At 72.1% G+C, this 12,737-nt stretch carries 10 protein-coding genes; 4 read left to right on the top strand and 6 right to left on the bottom strand.

All coding sequences use genetic code 11. The features are described from left to right. Window positions 1-2: 2 nt before the first annotated feature. Window positions 3-2,291 (top strand): type II secretion system secretin GspD, encoded by a 2,289-nt coding sequence (gene gspD / locus FZ025_RS05250; protein WP_104557798.1) that lies wholly within the window; start codon window positions 3-5, stop codon window positions 2,289-2,291. 6 nt (window positions 2,292-2,297) lie between these two features. Next, window positions 2,298-3,131, top strand: coding sequence for a glycosyltransferase (locus tag FZ025_RS05245; protein WP_046978105.1), 834 nt, complete (start codon window positions 2,298-2,300; stop codon window positions 3,129-3,131). A 248-nt stretch (window positions 3,132-3,379) separates the two neighbouring features. Here FZ025_RS05245 and FZ025_RS05240 read toward each other — a convergent pair whose 3' ends face one another. The 6 genes from FZ025_RS05240 to FZ025_RS05215 form a co-directional block, all read right to left on the bottom strand. Further along, window positions 3,380-4,117, bottom strand: coding sequence for a UTRA domain-containing protein (locus FZ025_RS05240; RefSeq protein WP_046978104.1), 738 nt, complete (start codon window positions 4,115-4,117; stop codon window positions 3,380-3,382). A 115-nt stretch (window positions 4,118-4,232) separates the two neighbouring features. Further along, window positions 4,233-4,808, bottom strand: coding sequence for a nicotinamide riboside transporter PnuC (pnuC, locus tag FZ025_RS05235; RefSeq protein WP_046978103.1), 576 nt, complete (start codon window positions 4,806-4,808; stop codon window positions 4,233-4,235). 204 nt (window positions 4,809-5,012) lie between these two features. Further along, window positions 5,013-7,178: a TonB-dependent siderophore receptor gene (locus FZ025_RS05230; RefSeq protein ID WP_046978102.1), complete on the bottom strand. Its 2,166-nt coding sequence runs from the start codon at window positions 7,176-7,178 to the stop codon at window positions 5,013-5,015. 94 nt (window positions 7,179-7,272) lie between these two features. Continuing rightward, the gene (locus tag FZ025_RS05225; protein ID WP_104557796.1) at window positions 7,273-8,256 is read right to left on the bottom strand and encodes a sulfurtransferase; all 984 of its coding nucleotides are present in this window, start codon (window positions 8,254-8,256) and stop codon (window positions 7,273-7,275) included. Then, window positions 8,253-9,404: a phosphotransferase enzyme family protein gene (locus tag FZ025_RS05220; RefSeq protein WP_046978101.1), complete on the bottom strand. Its 1,152-nt coding sequence runs from the start codon at window positions 9,402-9,404 to the stop codon at window positions 8,253-8,255. Before FZ025_RS05220 ends, FZ025_RS05225 begins: the two co-directional genes overlap by 4 nt. Further along, window positions 9,401-10,321: an ABC transporter substrate-binding protein gene (locus tag FZ025_RS05215; RefSeq protein ID WP_046978100.1), complete on the bottom strand. Its 921-nt coding sequence runs from the start codon at window positions 10,319-10,321 to the stop codon at window positions 9,401-9,403. Before FZ025_RS05215 ends, FZ025_RS05220 begins: the two co-directional genes overlap by 4 nt. Before the next feature lie 379 nt (window positions 10,322-10,700). Between FZ025_RS05215 and FZ025_RS05210 the strand changes: the two genes are divergently transcribed. Together FZ025_RS05210 and FZ025_RS05205 are read left to right on the top strand one after the other, a co-directional pair. Then, window positions 10,701-11,546 (top strand): glycosyltransferase family 2 protein, encoded by an 846-nt coding sequence (locus FZ025_RS05210; protein WP_046978099.1) that lies wholly within the window; start codon window positions 10,701-10,703, stop codon window positions 11,544-11,546. Between the two features lie 171 nt (window positions 11,547-11,717). Continuing rightward, window positions 11,718-12,716 carry a hypothetical protein gene (locus FZ025_RS05205; RefSeq protein ID WP_046978098.1) on the top strand — a complete coding sequence of 333 codons (999 nt, stop codon included), beginning with the start codon at window positions 11,718-11,720 and terminating at the stop codon, window positions 12,714-12,716. Window positions 12,717-12,737: the final 21 nt, after the last annotated feature.

Raw genomic sequence — 12,737 nt, 5'->3', positions numbered from 1 at the left:
GCATGACGCCGCGCTTGTTTTCCCTGTTCCTCGCGATCGGCCTGGTGGCCGGCTGCGCCACCACGCCTTCGCCGGACGTCCGCCGCGGCGCCGCGATCGACCCCCACGTCGGCGCCGCCGGCAGCACCAGCAGCACGGCCGGCGGGCCGGCCGGCGCGGCCGATCCCAACGCCGTGCCGGACCGCGTCGCCCCGGTGATCCGCCGCGGCAGCGGCACCATGATCAACTCCAGTGCCGCCGCCGCGCCGGCGCCGTCGCTGGCCAACGCCAGCAGCGGCAGCGCCACCTTCAACTTCGAAGGCGAGTCGGTGCACGCGGTGGTCAAGGCGATCCTCGGCGACATGCTCGGGCAGAACTACGTGATCGCGCCGGGCGTGCAGGGCACGGTGACCCTGGCCACGCCCAAGCCGGTGTCGCCGGCGCAGGCGCTGAACCTGCTGGAGATGGTGCTGGGCTGGAACAACGCGCGCATGGTCTACAGCGGCGGCCGCTACAACATCGTGCCCGCCGACCAGGCGCTGGCCGGCACGGTGGCGCCGAGCACCGCCTCGCCGGCCAGCGCGCGCGGCTTCGAGGTGCGGGTGGTGCCGCTGAAATTCATCTCCGCCAGCGAGATGAAGAAGGTGCTGGAACCGTACGCGCGGCCGAACGCGATCGTCGGCATCGACGGCGCGCGCAACCTCATCACCCTCGGCGGCACCCGCGCGGAACTGGAGAACTACCTGCGCACGGTGCAGATCTTCGACGTGGACTGGCTGTCGGGCATGTCGGTGGGCGTGTTCCCGATCCAGTCGGGCAAGGCCGAGCAGGTCGCCGCCGATCTGGAGAAGGTGTTCGGCGAGAACAGCAAGACCCCCAGCGCCGGCATGTTCCGCTTCATGCCGCTGGAGAACGCCAACGCGGTGCTGGTGATCACCCCGCAGGCGCGCTACCTGGACCAGATCCAGGAATGGCTGGATCGCATCGACAGCGCCGGCGGCGGCAGCCGGTTATTCTCCTACGAGCTGAAGTACATCAAGGCCAAGGACCTGGCCGACCGCCTGGCCGAAGTGTTCGGCGCCGGCGGCAGCCGCGGCGATTCCAATGTCTCGCTGATGCCGGGCATGCAGCTGAGCCAGATGAGCGGCGGCCTCAACGGCAGCAGCGACGGCAGCCTGGGCGGCAGCAGCCTCAACGGCAGCAGCGACAGCCTGTCCTCGAGCAGCGGCAGTTCCTCCTCCGGCAGCAGCGGCGGCCTGGGCAACGGCAGCCTGCAGCTGTCGCCGCGCACTGCCGGCAATGGCAGCGTGACCCTGGAAGTGCAGGGCGACAAGGTCGGCGTGTCGGCGGTGGAGGAGACCAACACCTTGCTGGTGCGCGCCACGCCGCAGTCGTGGCGCTCGATCCGCGACGTGGTCGAGAAGCTCGACGTGATGCCGATGCAGGTGCACATCGAGGCGCAGGTGGCCGAGGTCAGCCTGACCGGCGACCTGCAGTACGGCGTGAACTGGTTCTTCGAGAATTCGGTCAACGCCTCCGCCGACAGCACGGTGAGCAACAGCACCGGGCTCGGCGCCGGCGCCGGCCTGCCCAGCGCCGCCGGGCGCAACATCTGGGGCGACATCGCCGGCAAGGTCGGCAGCAGCGGCCTGGGCTGGACCTTCCTCGGCAAGAACGCCGCGGCGGTGATCAGCGCGCTGGACAAGGTCACCAACCTCAAGCTGCTGCAGACCCCGTCGGTGTTCGTGCGCAACAACGCCGAGGCCACGCTCAACGTCGGCACGCGCATCCCGATCAATTCGACCTCGATCAACACCGGCCTGGGCACCGACACCAGCTATTCGTCGGTGCAGTACATCGACACCGGCGTGATCCTGAAGGTGCGCCCGCGGGTGACCAAGGACGGCATGGTGTTCCTGGACATCGTGCAGGAAGTCAGCACGCCCGGTTCGCGGCCGGCGGCGTGCACCTCGGGTACCTCCACCGTGACCAACAGCTCGGCCTGCAACGTGGACATCAACACGCGCCGGGTCAAGACCGAGGCGGCGGTGCAGAGCGGCGACACCATCATGCTCGCCGGCCTGATCAACGACAGCACCAGCGACGGCAGCGCCGGCGTGCCGCTGCTGAGCAAGCTGCCGGTGGTCGGCGCGCTGTTCGGGCAGAAGACGCAGCAGAAGACCCGCAACGAAGTGATCGTGCTGCTGACCCCGACGATCGTGCGCAACCCGCAGGAAGCGCGCAATCTCACCGACGAGTACGGGCAGAAGTTCAAGGCGATGCAGCCGCTGCCGGCATCGGGCAAGAAGTAGGCGCAGGTGACCCTGCCCGTCGTGCTGCTGCCGGTCGGTGTCGACGACGCGGCGCTGGACGCATGCCTGGGCGCGCTGGAGGCGCACACCCCGGCCGGCACCCGCGTGTGGCTGGCCGACGACGCGCAGGCCGGCCCGCGCGGCCAGCGCGTGGTCGAGGCCTGGCTGGCGCGCACCCGCCTGCAGGCCGACTACACCCGGCGCCCGCGCATGCTCGGCGAGGTCGCGCACCTGGACGAAATGCTGCGCGCCTGCGCCGCTGCCGACGTGGTGGTGCTGGCCGCCGATGCGCAGCCGCTGCCCGGCTGGCTGCAGCAGTTGAGCGCGTGCCTGGCGCGCGATGCGGCCATCGCCAGCGCCACGCCGTGGAGCAACGCCGGCGAAGCCTGCGCCTGGCCGCGGCTGGGCGAGATCAATCCCGTGCCCGAGGATGGCGAGCGCCTGGCGCGCGCCTGCGCGGCGCTGCCGCCGGAGCATCCGGAACTGCCCTCGGCGGTGTGCCACGCGGTGGCCCTGCGCGGCGCGGCGCGGCAGCGCGCCGGCGGCCTGGATGCGAGCAGCTACGGTTCCTGGTACGCGGCGCTGATCGACCTGTCGCTGCGCATGGCCGAACTCGGCTGGCGCAACGTGCTGTGCGAGACCGCCTACGTGGCGCGCAGCGGCGAGGGCCGCGCCGCCGACGGCGACATGGACGCGTTGGCCACGCGCTGGCCAGCCTGGCACGCGCGCCTGGCCGGCTTCCTGATGCACGATCCGCTGCGCGCGCGCCGCGAAGAGCTGCAACGCCTGTACGCCGAGCTGCCGCCGCCGGACCCGCAGCGCGCGCTGTTCGACGCCTAGCGCGCTTTCGACGCGGGTATTTGCAATCGGCCAATCGGCGGAGTGTTGTCAGTCGGCGGAGTGTTGTGGGAGCGACTTCAGTCGCGACGGGCTTTACCGGGAGAGCCCGTCGCGACTGAAGTCGCTCCCACAAGTCGCAGAGGGTGCGCTGCCCCTGCGTGAGATTGAGGGATGGTCCTTGGCCGCATCCGCGGCGCCTCGCCGGTCTGCATTGGCGCGTTGCACTGCCAATGTTGTGCAGGCCGGCCTCACTCAGGCGGCGCCTGCACCTGCACCGTCACTTCCAGCGCGTCGTGGCGCCATGACTCGATATCGAATTCCACCGCGCGGCCATCGGCGGCATAGCTGACCCGCTGCAGCCGGAAGCACGGCGTGCCGGCGGTGGACTGCAGCAGCGCGGCCTGCTCGGCGCCGAGCGTGGCCGGATACATCGACAGCCGGCTGCGCGCCTGGCGCAGCCCGAGCCGCTGCCCGAGCACGGCGCTGAGCGAGCCGGCCAGATCGTGCTCGAGCAGGGTCGGCGCCCACGCGGCCAGGATCGCATTGGTCTCCAGCAGCACCGCGCGGCGGCCGATCCAGCGCCGCCGCTGCAGCACGAACAGCTCGGCCTCGGCGTCGTCCAGTTCCAGCTGCCGCGCCAGCACGGGGCCGGCCGGCTGGCGTCGCGCGCCGAGTAGTTCGGTGCGTGGTGTGCCGCCCTGCGCGGCCACGTACTGCATGAAGCCGGCGATGCTGGTGGGGTCGTGGCGCACGCGCGGCGCGCTGACGAACCAGCCGCGCCGGTTCTCGCGGTAGATGTGGCCCTCCGATTCCAGTTGCTGCAGCGCCTCGCGCAAGGTGATGCGGGTGCAGCCGAACAGCGCGGCCAGCTCGCGCTCCACCGGCAGGCGCTGGTCCGCGGCCCACTCGCCGCCGGCGATGCGCGCCAGCAGCGCATCGACGATGCGCTGGCCGAAGCCGGCGGCTGGATTCAACGGCGTGGGCATGGGGTCTCCGTCGCGGTGCGGCAGAGGCTAACGTGCCGGTGCCGGTGGTGCACGCGGCGCGGTGCTGGCAGCGGCTGCGCCGGGCTGTCGCCGCAATGACGCACGCCGCTGCGGCTCATGGCGCCGCAGCGGCTGCGCTGCGCTGCTCCGCCTGCCACAGCCGCAGGCCGTAGATCGCCAGCAGCACGAAGCCGGCGTACAGCGCCGCGGTCGGATACAGCCCCTTGTAGACGAAGACGCCGACGTAGAGGCTGTCGAGCGCGATCCACAGGCCCCAGTTGGCGATGCGCTTGCGCGCCGCCCAGAAGCTGGCGACCAGGCTGAAGGCGGACAGCGCCGCGTCCAGCCACGGCAGCGCGGCGTCGGTGTGGCGATGCATCAGCCAGCCCAGCAGCGCCGCGCCGGCGGCGCCGGCCAGCAGCGACAGCGCGCCTTCGCGCCGTGGCAGCGGGCCAACCCGGACCTTGCCATGCTCCAGCCGACCCTGGCTCCAGCGCCACCAGCCGTAGCCCTGCAGGAATACGTAGACGCCCTGCAGCAACATGTCCGAGTACAGCTTCCACTGGTAGAACAGCCACGCATAGAGCAGCACCGCGACCACGTTGAGCGGCCAGCACCAGCGCACCCGGCGCGCGGTCAGCCACACGCCGAGCACGTTGACCAGCACGGCGAGGAGTTCGAGGAGGGACATTGTTGGAAGGCCGGGATTGGGGATTGGGGATTGAAGATGTTCCGCGAGCGCGAAGCAATGCGCTCGTTTGTGGGAGCGGCTACAGCCGCGACAGGCTTTCCAGGGACGTCCCGTCGCGGCCAAAGCCGCTGCTACGACAGTGACGCTCCGTGTCCCGCTCCCGGCCTTGACGAATCCCCAATCCCGATTCCCCAATCCCGGCCCTCAGAAATCGAACTGCAGCGCCAGCCGCGCGGTGCGCGGCGCGCCCAGGAACAGGTAGTCGTCGCCGAGGTATTCGCCGACGTCGCGCCAGTAGCGCTTGTCGGCCAGGTTGTCCACGCTCAGCCGCAGCGTGGTCGGCACCGTGCCCAGCCGCGTCGCGTAGCGCGCGCCCAGGTTGTAGACGGTATAGCCGCCGACGGCGACGTGGCCGCTGCGGTCGGCGTACTTGGCGCCGCTGTACTGCGCGCCGCCCAGCAGCGCCAGGCCGCTCGCCCCGGGCACGTCCCAGCTGGCCTGGGCGCTGGCGCGCAGCCTGGGCACGTTCAAGGCCTGGTGGTCTTCGTAGGCCGGCGTGCCGGTGTCCTCGGCGCGCGCGCGGATGCCGGCGACGCTGGCCTGCAGATGCAGTCGTTCGCCGATCGCGCCGTCGGCCGACAGCTCGATGCCGCGGTTGTGCAGGCGGCCCTGCTGCAGGTACAGGAAGCTGCCGTCGGCCTGCGGCTGCGCGTACTGATAGGCCTGGCGCATGTCGAACACGGCCGCGCCCAGGGCCAGGCCGGCGCGTTCGTATTTCAGGCCGGCCTCGGTCTGGTAGGCCGTGGTCGGGGCGAGGATCGCATCGGCATTGCTGGCGAACCACGACGCGGTACCGCCCGGCGCCAGGCCCTTGGCGAAGCTGGCGTACAGCGACAGCGCCTGCTGCGGCTTGAACAGCAGCGCCGCCTGCGGCAGCAGTTCCGAGCGGCGGGTGCGCCGGGTCAGCGCGCCGTCGCGGTCCCAGGTGCGCTCGTCGTAGCGCACCTGGCGCGCGCCCAGCAGCAGCTGCCAGGCCGCGCCGATGCCGATGCGGTCGCTGGCCAGCAGCGATTGCTGGGTGCTGTCCAGGCGCCGCCGCTTGGGGCCGAGGTCGGCGTCGGCCTGCGCCAGCAGCGGCGGATCGGCAGCGATGTTGCCGCTGCCGATCCATTCGTTGATCGAGCCATGCTGGTCGATGGTCCGGTGCAGGTAGTCCAGGCCGGCGTTGAGCTGGTGCTGCAGCGGGCCGGTGGCGAAGCTGCCCGACACGCTCGCCTGCAACTGGTCGTTGCGGCGCGTGTCGTCGGGGCTGCGGTAGTCGTAGATGTCGTAGTCGCCTTCGCGGCTGAAATAGTTGGGGACCGCGTCGCCGGCGCAGCTGGCCGCGCCATAGCAGCCCCAGGCGAAGCTGGAATAGTCGTCGATCACCGCGCGGCTGTGCGCCGCTGCCAGCTGCGCGCGCCAGACGTCGTTGAAGCGGTATTGATAGCGCAGCTGCGCATTGAGCGCGTCGATGCCGACCGGCCTGGACCAGGGCTGGTAGGCCAGCAGCCGGTGCACCGACACGGCGCCGGGCACGCGCTCGCCGCCGAGCAACTGGTAGCCCGGCACCGAGCGCTGCTGGCGGTCCTGGTATTCCACGTCCAGCTGCAGCGTCGATTGCGGATCGATGTTCCAGTCCGCGGCCAGCGACAGGAAATTGCGGTGGCCGTCGGCATGCTCGACGTAGCTGCGCATGTCCTCGTGCGCGGCGTTGACGCGCAGGCCGAACTGGCGGTCGCGGCCGAACCAGTCGCCCAGGTCCACGGCGGCGTAGCGGCCGCCGTCGTCGTCCGTGCCGAGCACCAGCGCGCGCACCTGCTGCGGGCGCTTGGTCGTGTAGTCGATCACGCCGGCCGGCTCGGCGAGGCCGGATTGCAGGCCGGACAGGCCCTTGAGCACCTGCACCTGTTCCTTGTTCTCCAGCGCCACGTTCTGCTCGCCGGTGACGGTCAGGCCGTTGATCCGGTAGCTGTTGGCGGCGTTGAGCGAATAGCCGCGCACCACGAAGTTCTCGTAGTAGCCGATCGGCGCGTAGCTGTCGCCGACCGAGGCGTCGGCGCGCAGCACTTCGCTGAGCACGCGCACCTGGCGGTCGTCCAGCTGCGTACGGTCGATCACCGCGATCGCGGCGGGCGTGTCCAGCAGCGCGGCGTCGCCGTAACCGCCCAGCGCGGAACGGTGGCGCGGCTGCTCGCCCTGCACGTTGACCGCATCCAGTTCGACCGGCGTCTGCGTGGCGCTGGTGGCGTCGACGTCGTCTGCGGCCAGCGCCAGCGCCAGCGCGAGCGCCAGTGCGAGCGGCGCGGGAGAGGGGGAAAGGTGTGCCATGCGTAACCTCAAACGGATGCAAGGAGGGGGGCGCGGCGGCGCAGCGCGCGGCCGCGGCAGCGCCTGCGACGCGCGATGCGTTGCGAGCGAGAGGTCATCGGCGCGGCTCCGCCGCGTCTGTGGGCGAGCCGTCCGTCGCGCGCGGCATCGCCGCGCCGGCATCGGCATCGGACGCGCGTTCGCTCGCGCTGGAGACATTCGCCAGCGCCACCAGCGGCAGCGCCGGATCGGCCGCCCATTCCTGCAGCGAGCCGTCGTAGACCGCCACTGCGGTCTCGCCGAGCAGGCTCAGCGCCAACCCCACGGCGGCGGCGCTGATGCCGCCGCCGCAATACAGCAGCAGCGGCCGCGCTGCGGCCTGCAGCGGCGCCAGGATCCTCGCAAGCTGCGCCGGCGGCAGGTAATGGCCGGCGGCGTCGAACAGCGCGCGTGCCGGCAGGTTGCGGCTGCCGGGGATATGCCCGCGGCGGGCGTAGCGGCTCGGCGCGCGGCCCGCGAACAGCGGCGCCGACAGCGCGCAGACCAGGGTTCCTGCTGCGTCCCCGGCCAGCACCGCCTCGATATACCGCCGATCCACCCACGCCGCCGGCCGCGGCGCGGCCGTGAGCATTGCCGATGCCGATGCCGATGCCGGCGTTGCGGGCTCGCCGCTGGCGCTGGGCAGGCCGGCGCCACGCCAGGCGCGCCAGCCGCCATCCAGCACCTGCGCGTCGATGCCGACACTGCGCAACATCCACCACAGCCGCGCGGCCCAGAAGCCGTCGCTGCGGTCGTAGAGCACCGGCAGGCAGCCGTCGCCGATGCCCAGCCGCTGCAGTGCCGCGAGCAGCGCCGCACGCTCCGGCAGCGCGAAGCCGAAGCCGGCCTGCGGATCGCTCAGTGCGTGCAGCAGGTCGGCATGCCGCGCACCCGGGATGTGCGCCTGGCGCCAGCCGTCGGCGCCGCTGGCCGGGCGGTAGTCGCCGTCGAAGCGCGGTGCCGGCAGTTCGACGCTGGCGTCGAACAGGCGCAGCCGCGGCGCGTCCAGCTGTGCGGCCAGGGTGGCGACGTCGATCAGCGGCGTGGCGGGAGCGCTCATCGCCACGCCGCCGCGCGCCGCTGCAGGTGTTGCAGCAGGCGCTGGCCCTCCTCGCCGCCGAACCAGTCGGCGTGGCCGAGCAGGTAGCGCCGGTAGGCGATGTCCGCATTCGCGTCCGAGCCGGTGATGCCGGCGAAGTACTCGATCTCGCTCAGCGCGAAATCGGCATGCACCAGCGGCAGCAGCGCCGCCAGCACGCGCAGCTGCGCAGGGTCCAGCGGCAGTAGTGCGGCGTAGCCGCGCAGCAGTGCGTCGAGCTGGTCGAGCTCGGCGACGGCGCGGCCGCCGTCGTCCAGGTGCAGCCATGGCACCAGGTTGCGTTCGATCGCGGTGGCCAGGTCGTACAGCGCGAAGTTGCGGTCGGCCAGGCCGAAGTCGAACACCGCGCTGACCGCGCTGGCATCGCCCTGGCCGCGCCACAGCAGATTGGAGGCGTGCCAGTCGCCGTGCGTCCACAGCGCCGGCGGCGGCGAACGCAGCAGCGGCCAGGCCTGCGCGTGCCAGGGCAGCAGGTGCGTGCGCAGATCGGCGCGCCAGTCGCGGCGCTGCAGCCAGGCGGCCAGTGCCGGCCGCCGTGCGAGATCGCGTTGCAGCGCCGGCAGCGGCTGCGGCTGGCCGAACAGGCGCAGGTTGGCGACCAGCAGCGTGGTGCTGCGCGGTGCGGCGGCATAGCCGCTGGCGGCGCGGTGCAGGCCGGCCAGTGCGCGCCCGGCGGCATAGGCGTGGGCAGTGCCGGCGAACGCGGTCCACGACGCCGCCTCACGATAGGCGTCCTCGCCCTCGGCGGCGCGCTGCACCTCGTAGGTCCAGTCGCCCAATTGCACTGCGGTGGCGCCCTCGGCGGTATGCAGCAGCAGCGGCACCGGCGCGCCGCGTGCGCGCAGGTGGGCGATGAAGCGATGCTCCTCGCCCAGCGTGCGCACGTCGCGCAGGCGGCGGTGATGGCGCTTGACGAACAGCGCGCCGGCGCCGGTCTCGACCTCGGCCGCCGCGGAGAACGGGCGCGGGCTGTGCCAGCGCAACGCGTGGATCGCGTCGGGCAGCGCGAAGCGCCGCAGCAGCGTGTCCACCTCGTCGGCGCGCAGCGGCGGCCAGTCGGGCGCCGCGGTGGCCGCGCTCATGCTGTGCATCTGGTGCTGCGCGCTCATGCCGCGGCCCCGGCCAGGAAGCGCGGGTCGGCGGCGCCGCGCCAGGCCTCGGCGTCGGCCAGCACGCCATGCTGCGCCAGCCAGTACGCATAGCCCTGCAGCAGCGGCTGGCGCATCTGTCCCCAGCGCCCGGCGTGCAGCCAGGTCGGCGCGATCGCGTGCAGCGAGGCGGACAGCAGGCTGCGCGGGAAATACGGGGTGGCGCGCTCGTAGGCGTCGAGCGCGTCCAGCGGCGCGGCCGCCGCGGCCAGGAACCCGCGCGCGGTGGCGGCGAGGAACGCGCGCACCTGCTGCGCCTGCGTGGCCAGGGTGCGTTCATGCGCGCCGAGCAGATAGCTGTGGTAGGCGGGCGCGCCGAGCGCGGCGACCGGCCAGGTCACGCGCCGCGCGGCATCGATGCGGCTGTCCATCAGCGCTTCCCAGGCCCAGTAGCCGCCGAAGCTGGCATCGGCGACGCCGGCGGCCAGGTCTTCCGGCCGCAGTTCGCGGGTGCCGGCATCCACGATCGTCAGCGCATCCGGATCGCCGCCGTCGTGCGCGACCAGGTGCCGCACCATCGCCAGCCCGCGCGGCGTCGGGTTCATCGCCAGCCGGCGTCCGCCCAGGTCGCGCGGGCGGCCGATGCCCAGGCCGGTCAGGGTCTGGATCGCCTCGAGCCCGCACTGGTTGATCGCCGCGATCGCGCGCAGCGGCTGCCCGCCGGCGCGGCGCACCAGCAGGCGGTTGCTGGGGAACACCGCGAAGTCGCAGTCGCCGCGCAGCAGGTGCGCCAGGCCGTCGCCGTGCCAGGGATCGGGCAATTGCAGCACCAGCTCCAGGCCGCAGTCGCGGTACCAGCCGCGTTCGCGCGCCAGGTAGAAGCCGGCCGAGTTCGGCCACGGGTGGAAGTATTCGAGCATGACGCGCAGCGGGCGCATGGCGGCGGGGACTGCCGGCGGGAGCGGGAAGCGCATACTTGCCCCGCGATCTGGTCTAGACCAATGATCTGCGGTGCTATGGATACGTCCGATGGATATATCGGCTGAATGGGTGCCGCCGCCGGGCCGTCGGCACGCGCGCAGGCCGGAGCGGCGTGCGCGGTTTCTGAGTCGTGGCGGCAGCGTTGGACAGGAACGAGCGCTGGCCGGCATCTGCACTGTGCAAGGGGAAAAAGACGCGGAGATCTCCGCAGCTCCGTGGACGGCGGCCTGCTGCCAGGCGGGCTGCGCGTCGACGCGCGAGGATTATGCGCGGCAATGCGGGTGCCCGCCACGCCCGCCGCGTGTCGGCGCCGCCGCGTTGCGGGATAATCGGCGCATGAGCGAACAGCAGATGGCCGCGGTGGTAGTGACCTACGAGAGCGGCAGCACCATCGATGCCTGCCTGCAGCGGCTGCGCGCGGCGGCCGACGTCGCCCAGATCCGCGTGGTCGACAATGCCTCGCGCGACGCCACCCTGGCGATCGTGCAGCGCCACGCGTTGGAGGATCCGCGCGTGCGCTTCATCGCCAATCCCGACAACCCCGGCTTCGCCAGCGCCTGCAACCAGGGCGCGGCGGCCAGCGACGCGCCGTGGCTGGCGTTCGTCAATCCGGACCTGATGGTCGAGGCCGACACGCTGGCGCTGCTGCGCGCGCAGGTGGCCGCGCTCGGCGACGCGCTGCTCGGCGTGGAGCAGGTCGACGAGCACGGCCGCGCCGACGCTGCGGTGCGCCGCCGCGATCCGGATTTCGCGGCGATGCTGCGGCGGCCGCTGGCCGGTGCGCGGCTGGCGCTGGCGGCCGATCCGGCGCAGCCGCTGCAGCGCGTGGACGCGATCTCCGGCGCGCTGATGCTGCTGCCGCGCGCGTTGTTCGCGCGCATCGGCGGCTGGGACGCCGGCTACCGCCTGCATGCCGAGGACCTGGACCTGTGCCGCCGCGCGCGCCAGGCCGGGGCCACGGTGGCGGTACTCAACAGCCTGCGCGTGCTGCATGTGCGCGGCGTTTCCAGCCGCAAGCGGCCCTGGTTCGTGGAATGGCACAAGCATCGCGGGCTGTGGCGCTATTTCCGCAAGTTCGAGGCGCCGAGGCGCGCCGCGCCGGTGCGTGCGGCGGTGTGGGCGGCGATCTGGCTGCATGCCGGGGTGACCTTCGCCCGCTTGTGCTGGCGCCGTCCTGGCTGAACGCAGCACCAGACTGGTGCGAGCGTAGCGGCAGTCCGTATGCGGGATGACAAATTCTTTTATCGCGTGATGTGAATCACGCGGGAAAGGTGCTACGTTCCTGTCGCGATTCCGCTACGGGATCGTTTCCTGCCCCCTGTTCCAGGGGCCGCCCACCAGGAAACAATAGCGATGAACCAGTCGTACGGCGAGTGCCCGCACTCGTGCTCGCGCGCATGCGCGGCACCCGCTTCCATGGCAAGCAACGGTTGCGCGCGGCACCGCTCGGGCCGGCGCGCACGCGCGCTGTCGCGATCGGCGCTGGGCCTGGCGGCACTGGCACTGGCACTGGCCGCGGGGCCGTGTTTCGCCGGTGCCTGGGTGCAGGACGAAGGCGCCGCGCTGGTGATCCTCAAGGCCAGCCATAGCGACGGCGGCGCGGTCTACAACAGCCACAGCCAGAGCCGGAATTTCCCCGATGCCGGGCGCAGCCGCCAGGACCAGCTGAACCTGTACGCCGAATACGCGCTGAGCGCCGACCTGACCCTGGTCGGCAACTTCTATTTCAGCAAGGCCGATTACCGCAACGACGCCAGCTACGGCGACCGGCACGCGACCGGCTGGGCCGACCAGGAAGTGGGGCTGCGCTACCGCCTGGATCCGGACGGCCGCGATGGCCCGTGGCAGGGCGCGGCGCAGGTGCTGGCGCTGATTCCCGGCTACGGCCGGCAGGATTGGCGCGACGTGGCCAACGACCGCGACCATCCGGCGCTGGGGCAGGGTGACTACGGCGCCGAACTGCGCTACAGCGTCGGCCGCGGCTATCGGGCCGGCAGCCTCGACGGCTACGTGGACCTCGGCGCGGCGGTGCGCCTGCGCGGCGGCGACGCCGCCGACGAGGCGCGCCTGGACATCAGCAGCGGCCTGGCATTGGCGCCGCGCTGGATGCTGATCGGCGAACTCAACGTGATCCAGGGCCTGGGCAACGGCAACGGCCCCAACCCGGTCTACGCGCCCGGCGACAGCACTCCGATCCGCGGCAACAACTACGACCTGACCAAGCTGCAGGCCTCGCTGCTGCACACGCTGCCCGGCGGCACCCAGTTGCAGCTCGGCTACCAGCAGCCGCTGGCCGGGCGCAACACCGGCGGCGCCGGCGGCCCGTTCGTCGCCGCCTGGTGGCGGTTCTGACGGTGACCGCAGTGAATGATT

The organism is Xanthomonas hyacinthi (assembly GCF_009769165.1).
Lineage (GTDB): Bacteria > Pseudomonadota > Gammaproteobacteria > Xanthomonadales > Xanthomonadaceae > Xanthomonas_A > Xanthomonas_A hyacinthi.
Note: the sequence above shows the minus strand (reverse complement) of the source record. Positions and strands in the feature narration are given on the sequence as shown.

Excerpts from the sequence above, each read along its gene's own strand:
- gspD (WP_104557798.1), top strand. The coding sequence starts at position 3 with ATGACGCCGCGCTTGTTTTCCCTGTTCCTCGCGATCGGCCTGGTGGCC.
- FZ025_RS05240 (WP_046978104.1), bottom strand. The coding sequence starts at position 4,117 with ATGCCCACGCCGTTGAATCCAGCCGCCGGCTTCGGCCAGCGCATCGTC.
- pnuC (WP_046978103.1), bottom strand. The coding sequence starts at position 4,808 with ATGTCCCTCCTCGAACTCCTCGCCGTGCTGGTCAACGTGCTCGGCGTG.
- FZ025_RS05230 (WP_046978102.1), bottom strand. The coding sequence starts at position 7,178 with ATGGCACACCTTTCCCCCTCTCCCGCGCCGCTCGCACTGGCGCTCGCG.
- FZ025_RS05225 (WP_104557796.1), bottom strand. The coding sequence starts at position 8,256 with ATGAGCGCTCCCGCCACGCCGCTGATCGACGTCGCCACCCTGGCCGCA.
- FZ025_RS05220 (WP_046978101.1), bottom strand. The coding sequence starts at position 9,404 with ATGAGCGCGCAGCACCAGATGCACAGCATGAGCGCGGCCACCGCGGCG.
- FZ025_RS05215 (WP_046978100.1), bottom strand. The coding sequence starts at position 10,321 with ATGCGCCCGCTGCGCGTCATGCTCGAATACTTCCACCCGTGGCCGAAC.
- FZ025_RS05210 (WP_046978099.1), top strand. The coding sequence starts at position 10,701 with ATGAGCGAACAGCAGATGGCCGCGGTGGTAGTGACCTACGAGAGCGGC.
- FZ025_RS05205 (WP_046978098.1), top strand. The coding sequence starts at position 11,718 with ATGAACCAGTCGTACGGCGAGTGCCCGCACTCGTGCTCGCGCGCATGC.